Origin of the sequence: Micromonospora sp. KC207, assembly GCF_004348615.1 — a bacterium.
Classification (GTDB): Bacteria; Actinomycetota; Actinomycetes; order Mycobacteriales; family Micromonosporaceae; genus Micromonospora.
Genome location: NZ_SMKJ01000011.1, coordinates 1 through 24,411, shown reverse-complemented (window position 1 = coordinate 24,411; position 24,411 = coordinate 1). Strand labels below are relative to the sequence as shown.

The window sequence follows — 24,411 nt, the reverse complement described above, 5'->3', positions numbered from 1 at the left end:
CTGCAACCTCCAGGGACGCTACGGACGATGGGGCTTTCCCGGCGGGGCCGGGGTCACACGTGACGGGGGCACCGCGACTGGGCACGGCGGCCGGCTCAGGGCTCGACCCGCTGCCCCTTGCCGATCACCACGATGCCGTTGTCGGAGACGGTGTAGCGCTGCCGGTCCTTCTCCAGGTCGACGCCGATCTCGGCCCCCTCGGGGACGATCACGTTCTTGTCGAGGATGGCCCGGCGGACCACGGCGTGCCGGCCGATGTCCACACCCTCCATCAGCACCGAGCCGTCGACGTGCGCCCAGGAGTGCACCTTGACCTTCGGCGAGACGATCGAGTTCTCCACCAGGCTGCCGGAGATCACCGCGCCGGGCGAGATCATCGAGCCGACGGCCCGGCCGACCCGCTCGCCCCACTGGTGGACGAACTTGGCCGGCGGGTACGGCGGCTGCTCGGTGTAGATGGGCCAGTCGAAGTTGTAGAGGTTGAACACCGGGTGCACGTTTATCAGGTCCATGTGGGCGTCGTAGAACGAGTCGAGCGTCCCCACGTCCCGCCAGTAGCCCCGGTCGCGGTCGGTGCTGCCCGGCACCTCGTTGTCGCGGAAGTCGTAGACGTTGGCCTCGCCGCGCTCCACCAGCATCGGAATGATGCTGCCGCCCATGTCGTGCTTGCTGGTCTTGTCCTCCGCGTCCCGCTCGACCACCTCCAGCAGCGCCTTGGTGGTGAAGACGTAGTTGCCCATCGAGGCGTAGATCTGATCGGGCGCGTCAGGCAGGCCGACGGCGTCGGTGGGCTTCTCCCGGAACGACCGGATCCGCCGGCCGTCGGAGCCGACCTCGATCACGCCGAACTGGTCGGCCATCGACAGCGGCTGCCGGATGCCGGCGACGGTCACCCCGGCGCCGGAGGCGATGTGGTCGTCCACCATCTGCCGGGGGTCCATCCGGTAGATGTGGTCGGCGCCGAAGACGATGACGTAGTCGGGCTGCTCGTCGTGGATCAGGTTGAAGCTCTGGTAGATCGCGTCGGCGGAGCCGGCGAACCACCAGGGACCCCGGCGCTGCTGCGCCGGCACCGGCGTGACGTAGTTGCCGAGCAACGTCGACATCCGCCACGTCATGGTGATGTGCCGGTCCAGTGAGTGGGACTTGTACTGGGTCAGCACGACGATCTTGATGAAGCCGGCATTGGCGAGGTTGGACAGGACGAAGTCGACCATGCGGTACATCCCGCCGAACGGGACGGCGGGCTTCGCCCGGTCTGCGGTGAGTGGCATCAGGCGCTTGCCCTCTCCACCGGCCAGGACGATCGCGAGCACCTTGTCAGCCATGCCCAGACGCTAACCACCCGCGTGCCACTTCACCACTCGTACGGACGGACTTCTGCACTAGGGTGCGGGGCATGAGCGCCTCCGCCCCGGCCACCGCACCGCTCCGCGTCGATCTGCTCACCCGCGAGTACCCGCCGGAGGTATACGGCGGGGCCGGCGTGCACGTCGAGTACCTGGCCCGCGAGCTGCGTCGACTCGCCGACGTGCGGGTGCACTGCTTCGGCGCACCGCGCACCGAGCCGGGCGTCACCGCGTACGCCGAGCCGGCCGCCCTCGCCGGCGCGAACGCCGCGCTGCGCACGATGGGCGTCGACCTGGAGATGGCCGCCGCCTGCGCCGGCACCGACGTGGTGCACAGCCACACCTGGTACGCCAACCTGGCCGGGCACACCGCGAAGCTGCTGCACGGCGTCCCGCACGTGGTCACCGCGCACAGCCTGGAGCCGCTGCGCCCGTGGAAGGCCGAGCAGCTCGGCGGCGGGTACGCGCTCTCGTCCTGGTGCGAGCGCACGGCGTACGAGGCGGCGGACGCGATCATCGCGGTGAGCGCGGGGATGCGCGCCGACGTGCTGGCGGCGTACCCGGCGGTGGACCCCGAGCGGGTGAAGGTGGTCTACAACGGCATCGACACCGCCCAGTACGCCCCGGAGCGCGGCACCGACGTGGTGGACCGGCTCGGCATCGACCCGGCCCGCCCCAGCGTCGTGTACGTGGGACGGATCACCAAGCAGAAGGGGCTGCCGTACCTGCTGCGGGCGGCCCGGGAGCTGCCGTCCGACACCCAGCTCGTGCTGCTCGCCGGGGCCCCCGACACGGCGGAGATCGCCGCCGAGGTGGAGGGCCTCGTGGCCGAGCTGCGGGCGACCCGATCCGGGGTGATCTGGGTGGCGGAGATGCTGCCCAAGCACGAGGTGATCCAGGTGCTCACCCACGCCACCGTCTTCGTCTGCCCCTCGGTCTACGAGCCGATGGGCATCGTCAACCTGGAGGCGATGGCCTGCGAGACGGCGGTGGTGGCCACCGCCACCGGCGGCATCCCCGAGGTCGTCGCCGACGGCGAAACCGGGCTGTTGGTGCCCATCGAGCAGGCCGCCGACGGCTCGGGCCGGCCGCTGGAGCCGCAGCGGTTCGTGGCCGACCTGGCGGCGGCGATCAACGAGATGCTGGCCGACCCGGCGAAGGCCGGTGAACTGGGCCGGGCCGGGCGGCGGCGGGCCGTCGAACACTTCTCCTGGGACGCGATCGCCGCCCGCACGATCGACGTCTACCGCTTGGCCGGCGCGTAAGGAAGGGCCCCCTGTCAACGCCTGCGGTATAGAAGGGTTCCCTTCTCACCAGCCACAGTAGGGCGCGGCACGCTGGCGCAGCGGCAAGTCAGGGGCGGGTGCGGCAAGTCAGGGGCGGGTCAGGTGACACCGAGGGTGGCGGCGAGGCGGGTCAGGCCGGCCGGGGCGGCGGCGGAACGCGCCACGACGGCGACCAGTTCCCGTGCCGCCGGGCGGTCGTGCACCTCGCCCCGGGCGGTGCGCTCCGCGTCCAGCACCGCCCGGCCGGCGCGGAGCCCGTCGCCGGCCGAGGCGTACAGCCGGGCCACGTCCAGCAGGTACGCGGCCCGGTGCTCGGTCGGCAGCCACCGCCACCCGTCGCCGGGTACCAGCTTCTCGTGGCGTACGGTCGCCGCCGCAACCTCGCCGAGCGCGGACCCGGCCACCACCCGGGCGGCCTCGACCGTTGCCGGGCCGAAGCCCCCACCGCCGATGCCTTCGGGCTCGGCGGCCCGGGCGGCCTTTCCGGCACGGCCGAGCAGCTCGTGGGCGGCCCGCTCGTCGCCCCGGCCGGCGGCGGCGAGGGCGGCCTGGAGCAGCAGCGTCCCGCGCAGGGCCCAGCCATCGGCGGGCGCGGCACCGGGCCGGGAGGGCCCGACGCGGTGGGCGGCCACGACCGCCGCCTCCACCGCCGACCGCAGCCGGCCGCTCGCCCGCAGGGCCTGACACAACGGTACGGTCGCGGCGGCGGCCAGCCACGGGTCGCCGGCGGCCGTGGCGACGGCCAGCCCCCGGTCGGCGGCCAGCCACGCCAACTCCCCCTGGCCGAGCTTCACCAGCACCAGGGCGACGAGCCCGTACCCGGACCCCAGCAGCTCGTCGGCAGCCCGGCCCGGACAGGTGGCGCGCGCCTCGCGGGCGGCGTCGAGCAGGCCGGGCAGCAGGCCGAGCAGCTCCCGGTACCGGGCGTGCCGGTAGCTCTGCTCCGCGTGGCCGAGCCGGGCCCGCACCTGCGCCACGTCGGGCGGCCGGGCGGGTGCCACCACGTGGTACCGGGCGAGGGCGGCCCGAATCCCCTCCACGCCCGCCGAGGCCGGGTCCACCGGGCCGGGCCGGTCCGCCAGCAGCATTTCCAGGTCGATCCGGAGCGCCTCGGCGACCTCCCGCAGGTTGGACACCCGCTCCAGCCGGCGCACCCCGCGCTCGACCTTGTCGACCCAGCTCTTCGACTTGCCGAGGCGGTCGGCGAACTGCTGCTGCGTCATGTTGCGCCGCACCCGCCAGTGGGCGACCCGGCGACCGACCGGCAACTCGTTCACCGCCGGGCCGTCCCGCTCACCCGAGGATCCCAACGAGCAACAGCACGAGTACGACCAGCGCGATCGTCAGACCGTAGGCGTACTGCCGACGGCTGATCGGCGTGCGGTCGGGCCGGGGCGGACCGGGCACCCGATCCCCGTCGGGTTGCGGAGGCCGGCCGTCCGGCATCGGGTACGCCGCCGGCAGCGGCCCGTCATGCGGGCGCTCACGCATCTGCGCCTCCTTCCGAGTTGCGGTCGGGGGGTTCGTCCGAGTGAGGGCACTCCAGTTTGCTGACGAGAGAACCCCTGCAACCATCAACATAGAAGGCACTGCCGTCACAGTCAACAGAGAATGCGCGGCGCGTCACTCCGAGTGCGAAGATCGGATCGCTGACGAGAGGTGGCGCCACCATGCCGCAAGCCCCGCTTTACGAACTGATCATCACCGACATCGTGGCCTCGATCCGCGCGGGCACCTTGAAGCCCGATGACAAGCTGCCATCCATCGAGGAGATGCGCGGGCAGTACCAATCGAGCGCATGGCCGGTTCGATTCGCCCTCCGGATCCTTGAGGAACGAGGCTGGATCATCACTCGGCAGGGCAAGGGGTCGTTCGTGGCACCGAACCCTCCGGCACAGGCAGAGAGATGAAGGCCGGTAGATCTTGGTGAGTTTCGGCCCTCAGCGGGGCCAGTTGATACCAAGATCTACCAGTTCAGGGGCCACCCGTCGCCTCGCAAGCGCTACACGTGGCCACCCCCTTACTCTGCACCCACTCACGCAACGCGACGAGCCCTCACCCCATCCCCACATCTGCGATCTTGAGTAGCGGCTGCTCGGCGAGACGCCGAACGGGCTGACGAGAGGTGATCCACATGCCCCGCAAGCCTGTCTATGAGCAGGTCATCGATGACGTCACCGCGTCGATCCGAGGAGGCACGCTCAAGCCCGGCGACAAGCTGCCAACGATCGCGGAACTGGCCCGGCAGTACAACTCGTCCGACAACCCGATCAGACGGGCCCTCTGGATCCTCGATGAGCGGGGTTGGATCGAGGTGCACCAGGGCAAGGGCTCGTTCGTGGCGCAGAGTCCTCCGACCTAGCTAGGGGACTATCGCGTACAGCCGGTCGGTGGGGTCGACCACGGCGTTGAGTCGCGCGCCGACCTTGAGGCTGGGATGCTCCTTGCACTGCGAGGCGGTTGCGAACGGCTCGAACCCGGGCCCGCTGATCAGCAGGCTCACCTCGATCCCGCTCTCCTCGCCGAGTGAGGCGGGCCGCACGGCGGTGATCTCGGCGCTCGCGGCAACGCCGACCGACTCCAGTCGGCGCTGGTCCCGTCGGGCGCGGTCATGCAGGCGCGCTTCGTACCGGGCCAGCCCGACGCACGACATGGTGACCCCGGCTCCAGCCGCCCCCATGATCCACCGGTTGACGGTGGGCTCGTCGGTGGCGAGGAAGGCGGCGGCGTACACCAGGAAGGGGCCGATCGCCACCAGCCCGAGCCCCAGGACGCCGAGGACCAGCCGCCAGAATCCGCCGGTGGGTAGGTTCGCCTGACGCGGACCGGCGGCATCGTCGCCGATCAGGGTGAGTGCGCTGCGACCTGGCACGAATCCCCCTGGCACCACTGGCATGCCGTCACCCTAACGGGGTCACCGCACGCCCGGCTGACGCACCGACGACACCTTGCCCGTCTTTCAACGGCGGCAAGACGAGGACCGGGCCGACAGGCCGTGACCACGCGTAGCGGGGGCCCGTCCCACCGCCCGCCGGGGCGTCCGGGATCGGACCAGCAGCGCCGACCGGGCTCCAGCGCTCCGCGAGGACTTGATCGCGGACCGTGATTCCGCGTAGCGTCTGGCATCGATGGATACGAACGGGTCCGCGCAGATGCTGGACATCCTCGACAAGGTGGCGCCGGCCGAGTTCGTCCCGGCCAGCCCGCACAACTTCGTTGTGCGGCCGGGCGAGTCGGTGCCGGCGGAGAGCGTGCTCGGCGACCCCGACGTCAGCCTGCACTGCCTCGACGACGAGCAGCGCCTGGCGTACTTCGTGCAGGCCCCGCCGGGTGTCGACCTGGCCGGCGGGTCGTTCTTCTACCTCGACCAGTACCGGGCCGCGCAGCGGCTGATCACGGTGCCCTACGACACCCTGCACCGGCTCGCCGACGGCCTGCCCGACCCGGCCCGACTGATCCTGGTCTACTCCGTCGGGCGCTGCGGGTCGACGCTGCTCAGCAGGGCTTTGGGCGAGATGGCCGGGGTGCGCAGCTACTCCGAGCCCGACGTCTTCACCGAGATCGCGCTGCTGCGGCACGAGGACCCGAGCCGCGACGCGGAGTACGCGCGGCTGATCCGCAGCTGCGTCCGCGTCCTCGGCAACGCCGGGGGTGGGGGCTGCGGGACGCTGGCGGTCAAGTTCCGGGCCAGCGGCATCCAGCTCGGCGACCTGTTCCACCAGGTGTTCCCCGATGCCCGAAGCGTGTTCCTGCACCGCGACGCGCGCCCGTGGCTGGAGTCGATGCACCAGGGCTTCACGCCGCACCTGCCCGACCCGCAGGCGCAACTGGCGTTCCTGAGGTACGTGCTGGCCCAGGCCCCGCTGATCATGCCCTTCGTCGCCGGGCACGAGCGGCAGCCGACGCCGACGGAGGCGTACATGTTGACCTGGCTGTCGGTGCTGGACCGCTACCGGACGCTGCGCCGCGACGGGGTGCCGCTGCTGCCGGTGGCCTACGAGGCGCTCGACGCCGACCCGAAGGCGACCCTCGCCGCCGTGCTGGCCCACTGCGGCCTGCCGGCCGACGGCGTGGACGCGGCGCACGGGACCTTCGCGGCGGACTCCCAGGAGGGGACCCTGCTCTCCCGGGCGAGCCGCCGCAGCAATCCGGCACCGGCGCTCGGCGCGGAGGACTTCGCGCAGGCGCGGGCGGTCCTGGCGGAGCTTCCGGTCGTCGACCCCGGTGATCCGCTCGTGCGCGGGCTGATCGAGACGTAGCAGGATGCGGGGAGAGCTTGCCCGCGCGCGAGACGATCTCGCACAGGTAGGTTGACAGGGTGACAGGACGGTTCCCGATCGAAGACGTCTCCCCCGCCGTCTCCTGCGGTCGCTACCCGGCCAAGGCGGTGGTCGGCGAGGCGGTTCCGGTGTCGGCCCGCGCCTACCGGGAGGGGCACGACGCGCTCGGCTGCAACGTGGTCTGGCTCGGCCCCGACGGGCGGGCACGGCCGTTCACCCGGATGCGTCCCGGCGAGCCCGGCCAGGACCGGTGGCACGCCACCATCCGTCCCGACGCCGTCGGCGCGTGGACCTTCGCCGTCGAGGCGTTCCAGGACCCGTACCTGACCTGGCAGAACGCGGTGACCAAGAAGATCGCCGCCGGGCAGGGCCCGACGGAGCTGGCCAACGACCTGGCCGAGGGCGTACGCATGCTGACCGCCGCCCTGGACCTGGTGCCGGCCGGCGACGCCGCGCGGGTGCGGGCGGCGGTGGCCGCACTCGGCGACGCCGGCCGGGAGCTGCCCGCCCGGGTCGCCCCGGCCCTCGACCTGGCCGACCTGCTCTGGGCGCACCCGGTGCGCGAGCTGGTCACCACCGGCGACGAGTACCGGCTCTGGGTGGACCGCCCCCGGGCGCTCTTCTCCGCCTGGTACGAGTTCTTCCCCCGCTCCGAGGGTGCGATCCCGGCGACCGTCGACGCCCCGGCCCGCTCCGGCACCTTCGCCACCGCGATGGACCGGCTGCCCGGCGTCGCGGCGATGGGCTTCGACGTGCTGTACCTGCCGCCGATCCACCCGATCGGCCGGGTCAACCGCAAGGGCCGCAACAACGCGCTCACCGCCGGCCCCGACGACGTGGGCTCGCCCTGGGCGATCGGCGCGGCCGAGGGCGGCCACGACGCCATCCACCCCGACCTGGGCACGCTGGAGGACTTCCGCGACTTCGTGGCCGCCGCCGTCGAGCAGGGCCTGGAGGTGGCGATGGACCTGGCGTTGCAGTGCGCGCCGGACCACCCGTGGGTGACCGAGCACCCGGAATGGTTCACCACCCGGGCCGACGGCAGCATCGCGTACGCGGAGAACCCGCCGAAGAAGTACCAGGACATCTACCCGCTGAACTTCGACAACGACCCCGAGGGCATCCGCGCGGAGGTGCTGCGGGTGGTGCTGCACTGGGTCGGCGAGGGCATCCGCATCTTCCGGGTGGACAACCCGCACACCAAGCCGTTCGACTTCTGGCACTGGCTGATCGCCGAGGTGAAGAAGGTCGACCCGGACGTGCTGTTCCTGGCCGAGGCGTTCACCCGGCCGGCGATCATGCACGGGCTCGGCAAGATCGGCTTCACGCAGTCGTACACCTATTTCACCTGGCGCACGACGGCGGCCCAGATGCGGGAGTACTGCGAGGAGCTGGTCGCCTCCGCCGACCACATGCGCCCCAACTTCTGGCCCAACACCCCCGACATCCTGCACGAGTCGTTGCAGCACGGCGGCCCGCCGATGTTCAAGATCCGGGCGGTGCTGGCCGCGCTGCTCTCCCCGTCCTGGGGCATGTACGCCGGCTACGAGCTGTTCGAGCACGTCGCCCGCCCCGGCGCGGAGGAGTACCTCGACAACGAGAAGTACGAGCTGCGCCCCCGGGACTGGGCCGGCGCGCAGGCGCAGGGGCGGTCACTGGCCCCGTTCATCGCCACCCTCAACCGGGTCCGGCGCGACAACCCGGCCCTGCACCGGCTGCGCAACCTCGTCTTCCACGACATCGACAACCCGGCGCTGCTGTGCTGGTCGAAGCACGACCCGGACACCGGCAACACGGTGATCGTGGTCTGCTCGTTCGACTCGCAGGCCGTGCAGTGGGGCAACACCACCCTGGACATGCCGGCGCTGGGCCTGGACTGGCCCGACCGGTTCACCGTGCACGACGAGCTGACGGGCGCGGCCTACGACTGGGGCCAGCGCAACGCCGTCCGGCTCGACCCGTACCTCCAGCCCGCGCACGTGTTCACCGTGCGCCGGCCCGTCTCCGGGGGCACCACCGCCCCCACCGCCGCTGCTGACAAGGACGAGGCCCGATGGACGAGCTGATCGCCGGCACCGCGCACGACCCGCACGCCGTGCTCGGCGCGCACCCCGCCGGCGGGCGCACCACGATCCGCACCCTGCGCCGGGGGGCCCGGACGGTGAGCGCCGTCGTCGGCGGGCAGCGGTACCCGATGACCCGGGTGCACGACGCGGGCGTGTTCGAGGTCGTCCTGCCGGGCACCGTGCTGGACTACCGGGTCGACGTCGACGGCGCGCTGCGCGACGACCCGTACCGGCACCTGCCCACCCTCGGCGAGCTGGACCTGCACCTGATCGGCGAGGGCCGGCACGAGCGGCTCTGGGAGGCGCTCGGCGCGCGGGTGCTCGACGCGGGCGTCGCGTTCGCCGTGTGGGCGCCCAACGCGCGGGGCGTGCGGGTGGTCGGCGACTTCACCGGCTGGGGCACCGACGACGGCTGGCCGATGCGGTCGCTGGGCTCCAGCGGCGTGTGGGAGATCCTGGTGCCCGACGTGCCGGTCGGGGCGAAGTACAAGTACCGGGTCCTGGGCGCCGACGGGCGGTGGCGGGACAAGGCCGACCCCCTCGCGGCGTACGCGGAAGTGCCGCCGGCCACCGCGTCGGTGGTGCACCGCTCCACGTACGAGTGGACCGACGCCGACTGGCTCGCGCGCCGGGCACGCCGGCAGCCGCACCAGGAACCGATGAGCGTGTACGAGGTGCACCTCGGCTCGTGGCGGCCCGGCCTCGGCTACCGGGAGTTGGCCGAGCAGCTCACCGCGTACGTGACGGAGCTGGGCTTCACCCACGTGGAGTTCATGCCGGTGATGGAGCACCCGTTCGGCGGCTCCTGGGGGTACCAGGTCACCGGCTACTACGCGCCGACGTCCCGGTTCGGCGACCCGGACGACTTCCGCCACCTCGTCGACACGCTGCACAACGCCGGGATCGGGGTGATCCTGGACTGGGTGCCCGCGCACTTCCCCAAGGACGAGTGGGCCCTGGCCCGCTTCGACGGCACCCCCCTGTACGAGCACCCCGACCCGCGTCGCGGCGAGCACCCCGACTGGGGCACGTACGTCTTCGACTTCGGCCGCCGGGAGGTGCGCAACTTCCTGGTCGCCAACGCGCTGTACTGGTGCGACGAGTTCCACGTCGACGGGCTGCGGGTCGACGCCGTGGCGTCGATGCTCTACCTGGACTACTCCCGGCCGGAGGGGCAGTGGGCCCCCAACCAGTACGGCGGCCGGGAGAACCTGGAGGCGATCGCCTTCATGCAGGAGGTCAACGCCACCGTCTACAAGCACCACGCCGGAGTGGTGATGATCGCCGAGGAGTCGACGGCGTGGCCGGGGGTGACCCGGCCCACCGCCGACGGCGGGCTGGGCTTCGGGTTCAAGTGGAACATGGGCTGGATGCACGACACCCTGCTCTACACGTCGAAGGACCCGGTCTACCGCCAGCACCACCACCATCAGCTCACCTTCTCGCTGGCGTACGCGTGGAGCGAGAACTACGTGCTGCCGATCAGCCACGACGAGGTGGTGCACGGCAAGGGCTCGCTGGTCGCGAAGATGCCCGGGGACACCTGGCAGCGGCTGGCCAACGTGCGGGCGCTGCTGGCGTACATGTGGGCGCACCCGGGCAAGCAACTGCTGTTCATGGGCTGCGAGCTGGGCGACGACCGGGAATGGAGCGAGGAGCGGGGCCTCGACTGGTACCTGCTGCACGACCCGGCGCGGGCCGGCGTGCAGCGCCTCGTCGGCGACCTCAACCGCGTCTACCGGGACACCCCGGCGCTGTGGGCGCAGGACACCACGCCGGCCGGGTTCCGCTGGATCGCCGGAGACGACGTCGCCCACAACGCGGTGTCGTTCGTCCGGATCGCCCCGGACGGCGCGACCCTGGTGTGCGTGGCGAACTTCTCCGCCGTGCCGCTGGAGGACTACCGGATCGGGCTGCCCGCCGCCGGCACCTGGACGGAGGTGCTCAACACCGACGCCCACCACTACGGCGGGTCCGGGGTGGGCAACCTGGGCGAGGTACGCGCGCAGGGCGTGCCGTGGCACGGGCTGCCGGCGTCGGTGGCGCTGCGGGTGCCGCCGCTGGGCGTGCTCTGGCTGCGCCGCGACTGATCCGCGTCAACCAGGGCGGCGTGGCGGGCCAGCCCGTGGCCCGGCGGGGATCAGGCCGCGTTCGCCCGGGGCGCAAACGTGACGTCCAGCCTCATGTTCAGCGCCCTGGCCAGCCGTTCGAGCACCGTCAGCGTCGGCACCGTGCCGCCGGCCTCGAAGCGGGCCACGGCCGACTGCGTCATGCCTGCGGCACGAGCAAGCTCGGTCTGGCTCCAGCCGTTGCGTTCACGCAGGTCCCGTACCGTCTGCCCGAGCTCGAAGGCGATCCGTGCCGCCTCGTATGCGTCTGCGGCCCCGGGCTCTGCCAGGCGTCGCTCACGCAGCTCGTTCCAGTCGTCTCGATCGTTCATCGCTCCACCCCCCTGGTGCACAGTGTGTCGCTCCGCCACGCATCGTTCCAGCGCCCGTCGCGCCCGCTCGACCTCGCGGTCCTCCCGCATCCGGGTCTTCCGGAAGACCGTCAGCAGGATGATGCGACGATCTGTGGCGATCCAGTAGGTCACCCTGACCTGGTCGCGATCCAGGTGGAACCGCAGTTCGCGCAGCTTGCCGTCGAGTTGCTTGGTGTACGGTTCGCCGAGGAGCGGCCCTCGCCCGGCGAGCAGGTCGACGTAGAAGGCCGCTCTTGCGAAGTGTGCTGTCGACAGTCCCTCCAGCCAGTCGCGGATTTCGGGCTCAAGCTCCACGCTACCCCACCCCATAGCATCGATGCTATGGAACCAGGTCAGGTGACACTCGGAGAGCGGCCCGCGTGTCGCGCCTGATCCTGCGCCGCCCGAGCCACCTGCCGGGCGGGCCACGCGTAGGCCCGTCCGGCCGCTCGCCGGTGCGCCCCGTCACGCGGATCCTGCCCGAGAGGCCGAGCACCGTCGGAGCCACGTATTCCAGGTCGACGGTCTCGCCCGCGCCGACCGTGACCTCGTGCTCGGCTACGGCGAATTCGTCGGTGTCGCCGAAGGGCACGACGACCCGCACGCTGCTCGGGCCGGCGGGCACCGCGAACTTGTGGCTGCCCCAGCCGTGCACGGGCACCTCGACACCGGCGAGCAGCAGCCGCGGCCCGGTGGACCGGTACGCCTCCGAGAAGGGGCCGTCGGGATAGGCGAAGGTGATGCGCAGGGACGGGCTCATCGGCCCGGGGTAGGGATCGGGGCGGTTCGTCGGGGGGACCGGCAGCGGCAGGACCGGGCTTCGCCGCGCCTCGCGGCGGTTCAGCCAGGCGTAGTAGCGCGGAACGCCGACGACTGATCGGAGCAGGGAGTACCAGACGCCAAAGATCAGCACGATGGTCAGCGCGATCCGCACCATGCCCAGGATCGTCACGGCCAGCGCCCACACCCGGGACGCCGGCCGGCCGTACCGGCAGTCGGTGTTGCCCTTGCCGAAGCACGCCTCCCGGAAGTCGACCGGCCTTCCCCGGTCGGCAGGGGTGACGACGGAGTTGCCGGTGACGATCCGCACCTCGCGCCCGTCGCCGGTCCGGACGGTCACGGCGCAGTGCCACCAGTAGCCGAGACCGTCGCCGCCGACCGGCCCGACCCGCCGGCACTCCCCCACCGTGGCCTGCGCCGGCCGCTCTGCCGGGGTGGACTTCACCACCCCGGTGCCCGGATAGAAGCCCGCCATCGTGTTGAACACCAGCCACGAGACGACGATGGCCACGGCGCAGGCGACCGCCACCCCGAGCTGCGCCAGCCGGCCCCAGAACGGCCCGCGTCGCTCGTACGCGGCGATCTGCTCACGCTGCATCGCCGCCGTCTCCTCGGGAGTGGTCCGACTCACCGCGGTCCCCCTGTCCGGCCGCCGCCGTCGGACGGTCGCCCCGTCGCCTTCCCCGAGACTGTCCGAGCGCTCTCGCCCTCGTCCACGAACATCACGACGAAGATCGCCAAGAGGCCCCCCAGCCGAACACCCGACGCCGGGTGTAGGCGCTCAGCCCTCTGCGCCTGGCGACGATCCAGGTCAGAAGGTAGCCCAGCGGCCACCCGAGCAGAAACGTCCAGATGGTGCTCCGGTCGACGACCACGAGAAACGGGAAGACCGCCGAGGCCGCCATGCCGACACAGGCCAGAAGCCAGGTGACCGCCGAGGACGACCTCCCCCGACTGCGCCCGCTCATACGTGCAACGCGGACAGGTACGCGCCGCCGGTCAGGGCCAGCACACCCAGCAGCACCATCAACACCCCGAAGGCCCGGTCGAACAGGATGAAGCGATTCCGAAGTCGCTCATCGGCTCGACTCGTCCTTCCGCCGAGACCGATCGGGCGCACGAGGCGTTGGGCCAGCTCGATGTGCCTGGACGCGATGCCCCGGTAGTCGGCCACGAGAGCCAGACCCGTCACGATCAGGAGCAGCCCGAGGGAGACTGCCGGAACCGCTCGCCCCACGATGACACCTCCGCGTACGGGGGCGGGCTCCGGTGCCGGCCCCCACATCGATCAACTCGTCAGAATGAGCACGGCACAGAGCACTCGTCCCTCTACCCGGCGGACCCGTCTGCCTTGCGGGGGAACAGGCGGCCGTGCAGCCGAAGGTACCTGGGCGCACCAAGGACAGCCCTGACGACGGCAACGACGGCGCTCCCGCCGAGAATGACCATCAGGAACCAGCCCAGCTTGCCGACGGCCAACAGCAGGCCCTCCAGCCACTGGTTGGCGGCCCTGCCGTACTCGCAGTCGCCGTCGCGACAGCTCTCCCTGATCTCCACAGTCCGGCCCAGGTCGTCAGGAGACAGGACGGACGGGCCCACCCGGACCACGCGCGTCCCGCCGTCACCGTCCCGCAGGGTGGCATCGCAGTCCCACCAGTACCCGAAGCCATAGCCGCTGATCGGACCGACCCGCGCGCACGCCCCGCCCGTGGCCTGCACGGCCCGGTCGCCCGGCCCACGGACCACCGTCCCGGTGCCCGGATAGAGACTGACCAGGGTGGACAGCAGCAGGAAGGTTCCCACCGCCGCCATCATCAGCAGGATCGAAACGATCACGTTCCGCACGCGATACCTGACAGGGCCCAGACCCGCCCACCTCCGCAGCTCGCGCTCACGGATGTCGGCGCTCCAGACGCTCGTGTCGAACACCGCCCGGATCAAGCGCACAGCACCCCGGACGCCCGCCGATCACGCCGATCGCGTCGAACGAACACGCCGCACGTTGACAGTCCGGATGTCAGCACTTGAGGAACCTCACGGTATAGCCCTCGTCGGGGTCGCTCTCGTACCCGAAGAGCCCGACCTCCCCTTCATCCGTCCTACGAACGATCAGCTCACCAGACGGCGGACTCACGGATGATCCAAGCTTGTCGAACTCCAGACGGACCCGGGGCGACGTCGCAGTTTCGCCGAAGGTCCAGCTGCCATTACCTGCTGCGGGTTGCACGCCCCCGTAGTCCCGGTCAAGGAGGTAGCCGTCGACGAACTCGTCGTCCTCGTGCAGGACCGCGAAGAAGTCACGCGACAACCTGACGAGATTGAACCTCCCGCCGGCCTCGACGGTCAGAAGATCGCCACCGCCCGAACACCATTCTCCGGCCACCTCCTCCACCAGGATCGGCGGCGACGCCTGGCTGCAGGCACCGACAAGGGCACCCACGGCCAAACAAACCACCGACATGAGTGAGGCACTGATCTTGCCGATGGTCATCACCTGCTCCACCCGCCGCGACGGTGCATCAGCCCTCGCTCGCGTAGATCCTGTACCCACCTCCCACCGTCCACGTATAACGCTGTCAGCAGGAAGACGTGCGGCGGAAGGTTTCCCGCTCGCCACTGTCGGGATCATCGACGTATCGCCACAGTATGACCTCACCCCGCCAACCGCGTTCTACCTCCAGCCCCACACGAGCCCTTGCATCCTTCATCACCAGCGTTGCCTCGGTGCTGGCGGTCAGGCTTCGCTCCAGCTCCAGCTCGCCAGTACCAGAAATCCTCTCCAATTCGGCAGCGGCGTTCCGGCCGAATGTGATGTTAGAAGCCGAAAATGAACCATTCGAAGCAAAAGTGATCGATCCGTCCAATTGCGATTCGAACGTTCCACACAAGGCTTCGACTTGCACTGGCGGCCACATGGTTCGACCGAACGTGCCACAGCAGATCAACAGCAGCAAGGAGGCGCCGATGAGAACAAACATCGGCCGCCTCCTCACCATTTTTCCATCAGTGAGCAATCAGCACCTTCCGTTACCCGAAATAGCATTCCGACAGATGACCGGCGGAGGACCCGAGCGCGGGGCCGCAGGAATCTTGGCGTGAAGCACGATCGTCTGAGTCTGCGTCGGAAGAGACTCCCCACCGCCGCCCGTCATCTTGTTCCAGGTATCCGTGTAGCCAACAAACGGCGGCCTGGTCATCGACGCCACGGTCGTATGATTGACAATAACCAACTCTACATCGGCTTCGCCGTTGGACTTCACATTGCTCGCCTGCCACTTGACGCGGTAGGAGCCGAGCATGGCCACTTCCAGGTTGCCAGGCTGCGAACCTTTATCACGACATTGACCAGCCTGAGCACAGTAGTACAAATATTCCGCGATGACGAAGAATTCCTTGGCAGCCGTTGGCAAGTTTTCCGAATCTCCAAGACTCTTGCCGAACTCACCCTGACGCGCCCCGGAATACACCTGACCCGTAACCCCTGACATGCTCTGCTGAAGGAAGGGATCCTTACGCACTTGCTCCGCGAAATAGTCACCATCGGTGAATCCGTAATTGCCGCCACTGCCACCCATGAAAGCAAGCACAAGATCCGGTGCCTTGATCACCTTCTTGCGTCCCGCCTTCGTGGAGGACCTTCCATTCCGATTTCCCCAATCGATATTCTTCCGCGTCCCGCATCCGCCAACGCAACCGCCAGCACCACGCTTTTTGTCACCTGGCTTGATGGGGCGCGGATCATATCCTCGACAGTCGAACTCCAGGCAATCCGACGGAATGAGCCCCGTGGGGTCGCTGGAGGTGACCGGGGTGTTGTTGGCGTAGGAGTAGCCGTTCCACTGTTGTGGTTGGCCGGTGTCCTGAAGCGAGTCGACGGAGGCGAAGCGTCCGATGACCGGGTCGTAGGCGCGGGCGCCGACGATGGTGAGCCCGGTCGGGCTGATCGGCTTGTTGAGGAAGCCACGGTTGTCGGGAACGGCGACCGCCGCACCTCGGGCCGCCCCGTACGGCGTGTACTGCCGCCATGTGGGGTTCTGGGCGGTGTTGTCGAGGTACAGAGTCGGGGTGCCCTGGTGGTCGGCGATGGCGAAGGTGTAGGCCGTGCCGCTGCCGGAGCGAATGCAACTGCCGCCGCCTGGGAGTGCGTGGTAGCGGTTGCCGTCGACGGCATTGGTGGCGGTGTTGAGGGTGAGCTGCTGCCCCGGCAGATACAGGGTGGTCTTGCCGGGCTCCTTCTGGAGCAACAGGTTGCCGTCGGCGTCGTAGGTGAAGGTGTTGTTGCCGCTGGTGCCACCGGTGACGCTGGTCAGCTTGCCGGCGTCGTCCCAGGCGAGGGTCTGGTTGCCCTGGGCGGCGTTGCGGCCGGTGGTGTTGCCGGCGGCGTCGTACGTGTAGGAGGTGCTCCCGGTCGCCCCGCCGCTCGTGGCGGTGGAGGTCAGGGTGTGGGGCTTGTTCTGCCCGTTGCCGTCGTAGGTGTAGGTGGTGGTCGTGTCGGTGCCGCCGGTCAGGTTGTGCTCGACCTGCTGGGTGCGGTTGCCGATCGGGTCGATCGTCCAGCTGGTCCAGTAGGCGCTGCCGGCGCCGATGGTGTTGCCGACCATGCTCTTGTTGGCGTTGGTCGGCGTGGTGGCGCAGGCGTCGGTGGCGGTCCACGCGTCGGTGAGGCGGGCGAGGCCGTCGTAGCCGTAGCACCGGGTCTCCGCCGGGGTGGTGACCCCGAGGCGCTTGCTGGTCTTGCGGGTGATGTTGCCGACCAGGTCGTACTTGTACTCCTGCTCGTCGACGGTGGCCGGGGTGGCCGTGGAGCGGGTGACGAGCTGGTTGGTCAGCCGGCTGGTGTGGGTGTCGTAGGTGTTGGTGACGTAGGCGGCGCTGGTGGCGGTGCCGATACTCTGCTGGTTGACCCGGCCCCAGGCGTCGTAGGTGACGCCGGTGGTGTAGGCGGCGAGGCCGGCGAGGGTGGTGGGCAGGTCCAGCACGCCGGAGTAGCCGTGCAGGACGGTTTCGGCGGGCAGGCTGCCCTTGGCCGGGTAGGTGTCGCTCAGGGGCAGGCCGAGCACCGAGGTGTACGAGTGCCCGAAGACGTACGAACCGGCGAGGGCGCCCTCGGTGGCGGGAATGGTGACCGTCTGCCCGAGGCTGGTGCCGAAGACGTTGAACGCCTTCTGCTGGGTCGTGAAGGGCTGGCCGTCGCGGTAGGCGACGGTGGTGGTGAGCTTGCCGATGGCGTTGGTGACCCCGGCGACGGCGTTGCTGTTGTCGTACACCCAGGCGGCGCGTTGATTCGCCGACGACTGGCTGGCCACGGTGGCAGCGTACTCGCCGGTCTTGCGGTCGAGGGCGTCGAAGGTGTAGGAGAGGGTCTTGTTGCGGCCGTCGGTGGACTGGACGAGGTTGCCGTTGGCGTCGTAGACCAGGCTGCTGTTGCCGGCGTCGGGGTCGGTCTTGGTCTCGACCTGGCCGAGCAGGTTGTAGGTCGAGGTCCACACGTTGCTGTCGGCGTCAGTGAGCGTGGACTGGTTGCCGTGGCTGTCGTAGCCGTACGTGCTGGTCGTGGCGGTGCCGCCGGTGACGGTGAAGTCCCCGGTGAACGTGTCCGCCGGGGTGGTCACCGTCGGGCGGGCCTGGTATTCGTGCAGTTCCTTCCTCCGGCCCAGCGGGTCGGTGACGGTGGCCGTGACGACCCCGCCGTCGGGGGGCACCACGGTGGTGCGGTCCCCGGCATGAACCGTGGTGGTGGAGACGGTGACGCCGTTCTTCGCCGCAGTGGTGACGATGGCGCGGCCTAGGCCGTCGTAGGTGATGGAGGTCTGGTTTGGCACCTGCTTGCCGAGGGTCGCCGCCGAAACCGGGGTGGTGACCGTCGGCGTGGTCGCGTCGTCCCACCACCCGTTGTACGACGCTCTGGTCCAGCCCCGGGTGTCGTAGAACGTGTCAGTGATCATCCGGCCGCCCTGCGGGGTTACCGACTGCGTCTGCCGGCTGCGCAGCAGGGCGTCGTAGAGGGTGACCGAGGTCTGGTAGCCGTTGGAGTTGTTCAGTTTCTGGCTGGTCACCGCCGTGACGCCGGTCTTGGACACCGTGTAGGTGAATTTGTGGTTGGCGTTGCTGCTGGTCGCCCGGTTGTGCAACCAGACGGCGGTGGCGCGGCCCAGGGCGTCGTACTGCTGCCGGGTCACCACGTTGTTGGCGTCGGTACTGGTGAGCGTGCTGCCGCGCCTCGGGTTGAGGGTCACCGACGACGTCTGGTTCAACGCGTTGGTCGTCGACGCGCCGGTGACCACGCTGGCGGCGTTCACGGTGTAGCCGGTGCTGGTCTTGTTGTTCTTGGCGTCGTAGGTGTCCGTGACGCGGCCGTACGAGTCGTAGGTGGTCTTCCCGCCGGTCTGCCACACGTAGGCGCCAGCGGTGTGGTCCCTGGCGAGTTGCGTGAGGGTGACGTCGCCCTTGGTCGGGGCGGCGGCCTGCGGGAACGTGGTGGCGAAGGTCGGGTCGTCGTAGAAGTTCCGCTCGGTCCTGACCACCTGCGCCGGCCGGTTCACCGTCGCCGGGGCGGTCAACGCGTTGACGCTGCCCGGTTCGGAGGCGGGGCTGCCCTGGGTGAAGCCGCCGCAGGCCACCGACACGGTCTCGGTCTGGCTGACCAGCCCGGCCAGGTTCGCGCCCGCGTTGACCGGGGCGTACGTGTAGCTGGTGCACTGGTCGAACGCCGTGTTGACCGGCACCGTGTACGTGTAGGTGTGCTTGAGCTCGCCGAAGGTGGCGCTGGCGGTGTTCGCGTCGTAGCTGTTGTCGCTGCCCGTGTACCGCCAGGTCAGTGACGCGCCGCTGGTGACCGCCTGCCGGGTGTACGTCTTGATCGGCGCGACCCACCGCGCGGTCAGCGCCGACAGGCCGGTGCGCGAGCGAGTGGCGGTGGCCCCGGACACCCAGTACGAGGTGATCGTGGACACCGCGAGGTCGTTCAGCATCTCGGTCTGGGTCAAGCCGACCGCAGCCGGCGGGGTCATCGCCAGCGCGGACGGCGCCAACGCGTCGCGCTTCCTGCTGTGGAACAACACGAGCGACAACACCTGGCGCTTCGGCATGGGCAACGCCGACAGCGGCTGGTCGTACACCCAGGTCGTGACGCCCGCCGGGACGGCGCTCGGCGTCTGGACGCATCTGGTGGCGACCTACAACGCCGAGACCCGGACGATCTCGCTGTACGTCAACAGCGTGCTGAAGGGCAGCGCCCAGTTCACCGCGACGCCGACGTGGCCCAGCGGCGGCAAGTTCGTCGTCGGCCGCTACCTGTACCAGGGCCAGCTCACCGCCTACTACGCCGGGATGATCAGCAACCTCCAGGTGTGGAAGCGGGCGCTCACCCCGGCCCAGGTGGGGGCGAACAACACCGTGCCGGTGGCCGGGGCACGCACTCCGTTCGGCGCGACCACCTGGGCTCCCCCGGGCACCGGGACCACGGAGACGGACATCTACACGGCCGACAGCAGCGGCAACCTGTGGCGGTACCGCAAGCAGAACGCGCAGGTGGGCACCCCTCGGCTGATGTCGACCGGGTGGAACCAGTTCACCGTCTTCGGGATCGCCGACTGGAACCACGACGGCAACCAGGACATCGTGGTGCGCGACAACACCTCCTGCGAGCTACAGGTCTTCCTCGGCACGGCGGACGACCTGAGCGCCAAGCCGGAGGTCCTCGGCGTCCAGTGGTGCAACTACCGCCCGTACGGGGTGGCCGACTGGAACCGCGACGGCTTCCAGGACGTGATCGCGGCGGGCTCGACCAACGACCTGTGGGTGTATCCCGGTGACCTCAAGGGCGGCAAGAGCGCCCGAATGGACGTCGGCGACGGCTGGTCGACCGACGACACGCCGTACGGCATCGTCAACGTCGTCGGCGACGCCACACCGGACGTCTACACCCGGTTGGTGAGCAACGGCACGCTGCGGTTGTACGACTTCCGGCGGGAAGCATCACCCAGGTCGGTGTGGGCTGGGGCGGTTACACCTCGTTCGGCCTGACCGACTTCAACCGGGACGGCAGGCCCGATGTCGTCGCCCGGGAGAACTCGACCGGGATCCTGTGGCTTTACCCGGGAGCCCCGGCGGGTCTGCTGAGCGCCCGCAGCCAGATCACCACCGGCTGGTGACGTAGCGGGCGGCGGGCCGGGCCGGTGGTGATCCGGCCCGCCGTCGCGGCGCCGTCGGAAAGCGGTCAGACCAGGCCGGCGTCGCGCAGCAGTTTCCACAGCCCCGCGCCGTCCGGGGCGGAGAGCCACTTCTGCCCCACCGGCCCCGACGACGAGCTGCCCGACGCGGCGGGCAGGCTGCCGGCCAGCACCGACTGGGTGGGCGACAGGCGGCGGATCGCCACGCCGGCCACGTTGTCCGGGTGCCCGGCGGCGAACTCCCGGTAGATCTCCGGGTCGTGCTGGCCGTCGTCGCCGATGAGCAGCCAACGCACGTCGGGAAACTCGCGGGACAGCCGGGCCAGGGTGGCCCGCTTGTGCTCCCGGCCGCTGCGGAACCACCGGTCGGCCGTCGGCCCCCAGTCGGTGAGCAGCAGCGGCCCGGCCGGGTAGAGGTGCCGGGACAGGAACCGGGTCAGCGTCGGCGCGACGTTCCACGCGCCGGTCGACAAATAGAACACCGGGGCGCCGGGGTGGGCGGTGACCAGCCGTTCGTAGAGCACCGCCATGCCGGGCACGGCCGCGCGGGCGTGCTCGTCGAGGACGAAGGTGTTCCACGCGGCCAGCAGGGGGCGCGGCAGGGCGGTCACCATGACCGTGTCGTCGATGTCGGAGAGAATGCCGAACTTGACGTTCGGGTCGAGGACGCGGATCAGCGCCTCCACCGGCTCGGCGTCGGCGACGCTGAGGCGCACCGACCCCCAGCCGGGGGTGAGGTCGGCCTCGACCACGGTGTCGACGAAGCCGCTGCGGTCGGCCTTCGCCTCGTGCGTCACGCCGCCGGCCTCGATGGTGACCGTCACGTGCTTGGCGGGCAGGGTGGTGAAGCTGCGCCAGCCACGGACCTTCTCCAGGCGCTGCCGGGACCGGGTGTCGGGGCGGCCGAGCAGCACCCGGCACAGCACCCGCGCCCAGCCGGGGGCGCCGTAGCCGGCGTACGCGATGATGTTGGTCTGCCACCCGGTGCGCCGCAGCCGGCGCTCGACCAGGTTGTGCACGGCATCCTCGATCCGCGCGGCCCGGTGCAGGGTCGGTACGGCCAGTTCGCCGGCGGGTGTCGGTGGCACGCTGCAACCCTGCCACACGCCGGCCACCACAGCCACGCGAGTCGGCGGCTCCTCCGACCACCGCGCCACCGACCACCACCCGCCGCCGGTCTGCCGCGAACCGGCCCGGCCCGCCCCGGGCGCGTGACACACTCCGGTCGGGGCGACGACGGGGGCGTTGGTCGTGTCGACACCTGTGCAGGACCGTGGGCGGCGGCGTCCGGCGCTGGACCGGCCGGCGCGGGCCGCGCTGCTGCTCGGGCTGGCCGGGTTCGGCTACCGGCTGGTCCTCACGCTGCTCACCGTGCCCGTGTCGAACAGCGACGAGGCCACCTTCGGCCTGGCCGCGCTGCACATCGCGGCCGGCCGGGAGCACCCCGTCTTCCTGTACGGGCAGCGCTACATGGGCATGGCGGAGGCGTACCTGGCGGCCCCGCTGGTCGCCGTCGCCGGGCCGAGCTGGCCGGTGCTGCGGCTGCCGGTGCTGGCGCTGTGGGCGCTCTTCGTCCTCCTGGCCTACCGGCTGACCCGCCGGATCTGCGCGCCGTGGTACGCCGTGCTGGTCGTCGGCCTGCTCGCGCTGGGCCCGGAGCGGGTGCTGCGCGACCAGTTGCAGGTCGTCGGGGGGCGGCCCGAGGTGAAGCCAGCGGTGCTGCTGATCCTGCTGGTGGCGGTGGGGCTGGCCGACCGGCGGCTGCGGTCCCGGCCGCTGGCGGCGGGGGCCGCGGGGCTGCTGGCCGGGTTGGCCGTCTGGTCGGACTGGCTGATCGTGCCGTACCTGGCGGCGGCCGGCCTGCTGCTGGCCTGGGTGCTGCGCCGGGAGTTGCTCGGCTGGTGCGGGACGACGCTGGCGGCCGGGTTCGCCGTCGGGGCGGCGCCGCTGGTCGCCGACAACCTGCGCGCACCGCCGGGGCAGGACTCGCTGTCGGTGCTGCGGCGCATCAGCCAGGTGGCCGGCGCGACGCCGCCCCTGACCGACCGGCTGCGCGGCGGGCTGCTGGAGGGGGTGCCGCTGGCCACCGGCCTGTGCCCGGTCGACGGCTGCGCCCACTGGCAGCAGTGGTTCGGGCTGTTCTACCCCGCGCTGCTGGCCGCCGCCGCGGTGCTCGCTCTGGTCGCGTACCGGCGGGCCGCCGCCCGGCCGGCCGGCGACCGGGTCGGGCCGGCCGCGCAGCTAGCCCTGGTCGCGGGTGCCGGGTTGACCCTCGCGGCGTACGTACGCAGCCCGCTGGCCGCGACCGACCCGCTGAACAACGCCCGCTACCTGTCGGTGCTCCAGCTCTCGCTGCCGGTGGCGCTGTGGCCGCTGTGGGTGGCGGCGCGGCGCGCGTGGCGGGGCACGGCGGGCGCGGCCGGGCGGCTCGCCGGAGCGTCGGCCACCGCCGCGCTGGCCGGGTTGGCCGCCACCGCCCTGGCCGCCACGGCGTTGTTCGGCGCCGGCCTCGGGCCGTCGCGCGCCGAGGAACGGCAGGCCCGGGAGCTGGCCGACGCAGTCCGCCGGGCGGGGCTGCGCGCGGTGTACGGCGAGTACTGGACCTGCAACCGACTGGTCTTCCACACGGCCGAGTCGGTGGTCTGCGGGGTGCTCGACGGGCGGCTCACGCCCGGGCAGAACCGTTACCCGCCGTACTGGCGGCAGGTGGGCCGGGCCGAGCGGCCCGGGTACGTGCTGGTGGCCGACGGCCCGGCCGACCGGCGGCTGCGGGAGCTGCTCGGCCCGCGCGCCGGGCCGGCGCTGCTCGCCGAGGTCGGCGGCTATCGCGTGTACCACCCGGAGACGGCCGTGCGGCCGTGGCGGTGAGCGCGGTGCGTACGCTGGCCCGGCCGGCGCGGACGACGCCGGGTGCGCGAGGAGTCGTGAGGCGATGCTCATCCTGCTGCCGCCCTCGGAGGGCAAGGCCGACGCCGGGACCGGCCGGCGGCTGGACCTGGCCCGGCTGTCCCTGCCCGAGCTGACCGGTGCCCGCGCGCGGGTGCTGGCGGCGCTGGTGGGGCTCTGCGCCGGCCCAGGCGGGGCGACCGCCCGGGGCGGGACGGCGACTGGGCACGAGGCGGCGGCCCTGGAGGCGCTGGGGCTGACCCCGGGGCTGGCCGGCGAGCTGCGCCGCAACGCCCGGCTGGAACGGGCGGCCACCGTCGAGGCGGGCCGGCTGTACACCGGCGTGCTGTACGAGGCCCTCGACCTGGCCACGCTGCCCCCGTCGGCGCAGCGGACGGCCCGCCGGTCGGTGCTGATCAGCTCCGGGCTGTGGGGCGCGGTCCGGCTCACCGACCGCATCCCGCCGTATCGGTGCCCGATCGGGGCGCGGCTGCCCGGCGTGGGGGCGCTGTCGGCGTACTGGCGGCGAGAGCTCAGCCCGGTGCTGGAGGCGGCGGCCGGCGGCGGCCCGGTGCTGGACCTGCGCTCGGGCGCGTACGCGGCGACGTGGACCCCGCGCGGCGAGCTGGCCGGGCGGACGGTGACCGTGCGGGTGCTGCACGAACGGGACACGCCGTCCGGGCCGGTCCGGTCCGTGGTCAGCCACTTCAACAAGGCGACGAAGGGGCGGCTGGTCCGTGACCTGCTCACCGCCGGCGCCCGTCCGCGCACCGCCGACGGACTCGTGGCCGCCCTGCGGGACCTGAAGTACACCGTGTCGGAGCAGCCGGTGTCGGCCGGCCGGCCCCGGGCCGTCGACGTCGTGGTGACGCGGCTGTGACGGCCTGAACTGTCGCAAGATTTCCTCAAGCCTGGCGGCCACGGGTACCACCGGGCCGCCCGGCGGGCCACGGTAAGGGGAACCCGATGCCGACAAGGAGGCTCTGGTGCCCCTCGAACCCACGCTGCTCGATCGGCCTCGCCTTCCCACGACACCGCCCCCGCTGGACTGGCTGACCCTCGCCGACGCGTTCGAGGTGGCCTGCCTGCTGCGTTGCGTGTCCGCGGCGGCCGGCCCCGCCCGGGCCGGCCG

At 71.2% G+C, this 24,411-nt stretch carries 22 protein-coding genes; 10 read left to right on the top strand and 12 right to left on the bottom strand.

The features are described from left to right. Window positions 1-95: 95 nt before the first annotated feature. Window positions 96-1,328, bottom strand: a complete 1,233-nt coding sequence (gene glgC / locus E1258_RS02620) for a glucose-1-phosphate adenylyltransferase (protein ID WP_132396456.1) — start codon at window positions 1,326-1,328, stop codon at window positions 96-98. Window positions 1,329-1,399: 71 nt separating this feature from the next. On the opposite strand from glgC, the gene glgA reads away from it, so the two are divergent. After that, window positions 1,400-2,614, top strand: coding sequence for a glycogen synthase (gene glgA / locus E1258_RS02615; protein WP_132396454.1), 1,215 nt, complete (start codon window positions 1,400-1,402; stop codon window positions 2,612-2,614). Window positions 2,615-2,733: 119 nt separating this feature from the next. On the opposite strand, the gene E1258_RS02610 is transcribed toward glgA, so the two are convergent. Both E1258_RS02610 and E1258_RS02605 read right to left on the bottom strand, forming a co-directional pair. Then, on the bottom strand, window positions 2,734-3,912 hold the full coding sequence (locus E1258_RS02610) for a helix-turn-helix domain-containing protein (RefSeq protein ID WP_243715129.1): 1,179 nt from the start codon (window positions 3,910-3,912) through the stop codon (window positions 2,734-2,736). Window positions 3,913-3,928: 16 nt separating this feature from the next. Continuing rightward, the gene (locus tag E1258_RS02605) at window positions 3,929-4,126 is read right to left on the bottom strand and encodes a hypothetical protein (RefSeq protein WP_132396452.1); all 198 of its coding nucleotides are present in this window, start codon (window positions 4,124-4,126) and stop codon (window positions 3,929-3,931) included. Window positions 4,127-4,305: 179 nt separating this feature from the next. On the opposite strand from E1258_RS02605, the gene E1258_RS02600 reads away from it, so the two are divergent. Next, window positions 4,306-4,545 carry a winged helix-turn-helix domain-containing protein gene (locus E1258_RS02600; protein ID WP_132396450.1) on the top strand — a complete coding sequence of 80 codons (240 nt, stop codon included), beginning with the start codon at window positions 4,306-4,308 and terminating at the stop codon, window positions 4,543-4,545. A gap of 224 nt (window positions 4,546-4,769) precedes the next feature. Then, a complete protein-coding gene (locus E1258_RS02595) occupies window positions 4,770-4,997 on the top strand; it encodes a winged helix-turn-helix domain-containing protein (protein ID WP_132396448.1) in 228 nt (75 codons plus the stop codon). On the opposite strand, the gene E1258_RS02590 is transcribed toward E1258_RS02595, so the two are convergent. Next, the gene (locus tag E1258_RS02590) at window positions 4,998-5,531 is read right to left on the bottom strand and encodes a hypothetical protein (RefSeq protein WP_132396446.1); all 534 of its coding nucleotides are present in this window, start codon (window positions 5,529-5,531) and stop codon (window positions 4,998-5,000) included. It lies immediately after the preceding gene. A gap of 232 nt (window positions 5,532-5,763) precedes the next feature. On the opposite strand from E1258_RS02590, the gene E1258_RS02585 reads away from it, so the two are divergent. Genes E1258_RS02585 through glgB form a run of 3 tightly spaced genes read left to right on the top strand, consistent with a single transcriptional unit; the run spans window position 5,764 to window position 11,071 of the window. Further along, window positions 5,764-6,894 (top strand): sulfotransferase, encoded by a 1,131-nt coding sequence (locus tag E1258_RS02585; protein ID WP_132396443.1) that lies wholly within the window; start codon window positions 5,764-5,766, stop codon window positions 6,892-6,894. A gap of 59 nt (window positions 6,895-6,953) precedes the next feature. Then, window positions 6,954-8,981, top strand: coding sequence for an alpha-1,4-glucan--maltose-1-phosphate maltosyltransferase (locus E1258_RS02580; protein WP_132396441.1), 2,028 nt, complete (start codon window positions 6,954-6,956; stop codon window positions 8,979-8,981). Then, the gene (gene glgB, locus E1258_RS02575; RefSeq protein WP_132396439.1) at window positions 8,969-11,071 is read left to right on the top strand and encodes a 1,4-alpha-glucan branching protein GlgB; all 2,103 of its coding nucleotides are present in this window, start codon (window positions 8,969-8,971) and stop codon (window positions 11,069-11,071) included. Before E1258_RS02580 ends, glgB begins: the two co-directional genes overlap by 13 nt. A gap of 50 nt (window positions 11,072-11,121) precedes the next feature. Here glgB and E1258_RS34275 read toward each other — a convergent pair whose 3' ends face one another. The 7 genes from E1258_RS34275 to E1258_RS35525 form a co-directional block, all read right to left on the bottom strand. Then, the gene (locus E1258_RS34275; RefSeq protein ID WP_243715128.1) at window positions 11,122-11,757 is read right to left on the bottom strand and encodes a helix-turn-helix domain-containing protein; all 636 of its coding nucleotides are present in this window, start codon (window positions 11,755-11,757) and stop codon (window positions 11,122-11,124) included. A 25-nt stretch (window positions 11,758-11,782) separates the two neighbouring features. After that, a complete protein-coding gene (locus E1258_RS02560) occupies window positions 11,783-12,853 on the bottom strand; it encodes a DUF6346 domain-containing protein (RefSeq protein ID WP_132396437.1) in 1,071 nt (356 codons plus the stop codon). A 333-nt stretch (window positions 12,854-13,186) separates the two neighbouring features. After that, window positions 13,187-13,459, bottom strand: a complete 273-nt coding sequence (locus E1258_RS02555; protein ID WP_132396435.1) for a hypothetical protein — start codon at window positions 13,457-13,459, stop codon at window positions 13,187-13,189. A gap of 92 nt (window positions 13,460-13,551) precedes the next feature. After that, window positions 13,552-14,058: a DUF6346 domain-containing protein gene (locus tag E1258_RS02550; RefSeq protein WP_132396433.1), complete on the bottom strand. Its 507-nt coding sequence runs from the start codon at window positions 14,056-14,058 to the stop codon at window positions 13,552-13,554. A 181-nt stretch (window positions 14,059-14,239) separates the two neighbouring features. Next, window positions 14,240-14,725 (bottom strand): hypothetical protein, encoded by a 486-nt coding sequence (locus E1258_RS02545; RefSeq protein ID WP_132396431.1) that lies wholly within the window; start codon window positions 14,723-14,725, stop codon window positions 14,240-14,242. Between the two features lie 73 nt (window positions 14,726-14,798). Then, window positions 14,799-15,200, bottom strand: coding sequence for a hypothetical protein (locus tag E1258_RS02540; RefSeq protein WP_132396429.1), 402 nt, complete (start codon window positions 15,198-15,200; stop codon window positions 14,799-14,801). A gap of 36 nt (window positions 15,201-15,236) precedes the next feature. Then, on the bottom strand, window positions 15,237-19,193 hold the full coding sequence (locus E1258_RS35525) for an RHS repeat domain-containing protein (protein ID WP_305847261.1): 3,957 nt from the start codon (window positions 19,191-19,193) through the stop codon (window positions 15,237-15,239). Between E1258_RS35525 and E1258_RS02530 the strand changes: the two genes are divergently transcribed. Both E1258_RS02530 and E1258_RS02525 read left to right on the top strand, forming a co-directional pair. Continuing rightward, on the top strand, window positions 19,138-20,247 hold the full coding sequence (locus tag E1258_RS02530) for a LamG-like jellyroll fold domain-containing protein (protein WP_165949610.1): 1,110 nt from the start codon (window positions 19,138-19,140) through the stop codon (window positions 20,245-20,247). The two genes, E1258_RS35525 and E1258_RS02530, sit on opposite strands and share 56 nt — an antisense overlap. Then, window positions 20,214-20,375: a VCBS repeat-containing protein gene (locus tag E1258_RS02525; protein ID WP_132396425.1), complete on the top strand. Its 162-nt coding sequence runs from the start codon at window positions 20,214-20,216 to the stop codon at window positions 20,373-20,375. The genes E1258_RS02530 and E1258_RS02525 overlap by 34 nt, the downstream gene beginning before the upstream one ends. Before the next feature lie 65 nt (window positions 20,376-20,440). On the opposite strand, the gene E1258_RS02520 is transcribed toward E1258_RS02525, so the two are convergent. Next, the gene (locus E1258_RS02520) at window positions 20,441-21,481 is read right to left on the bottom strand and encodes an App1 family protein (protein ID WP_132396422.1); all 1,041 of its coding nucleotides are present in this window, start codon (window positions 21,479-21,481) and stop codon (window positions 20,441-20,443) included. 163 nt (window positions 21,482-21,644) lie between these two features. Between E1258_RS02520 and E1258_RS02515 the strand changes: the two genes are divergently transcribed. After that, window positions 21,645-23,261, top strand: coding sequence for a hypothetical protein (locus E1258_RS02515; RefSeq protein ID WP_132396420.1), 1,617 nt, complete (start codon window positions 21,645-21,647; stop codon window positions 23,259-23,261). A gap of 64 nt (window positions 23,262-23,325) precedes the next feature. Further along, window positions 23,326-24,159: a peroxide stress protein YaaA gene (yaaA, locus tag E1258_RS02510; RefSeq protein WP_132396418.1), complete on the top strand. Its 834-nt coding sequence runs from the start codon at window positions 23,326-23,328 to the stop codon at window positions 24,157-24,159. The last annotated feature ends 252 nt before the right edge of the window (window positions 24,160-24,411 follow it).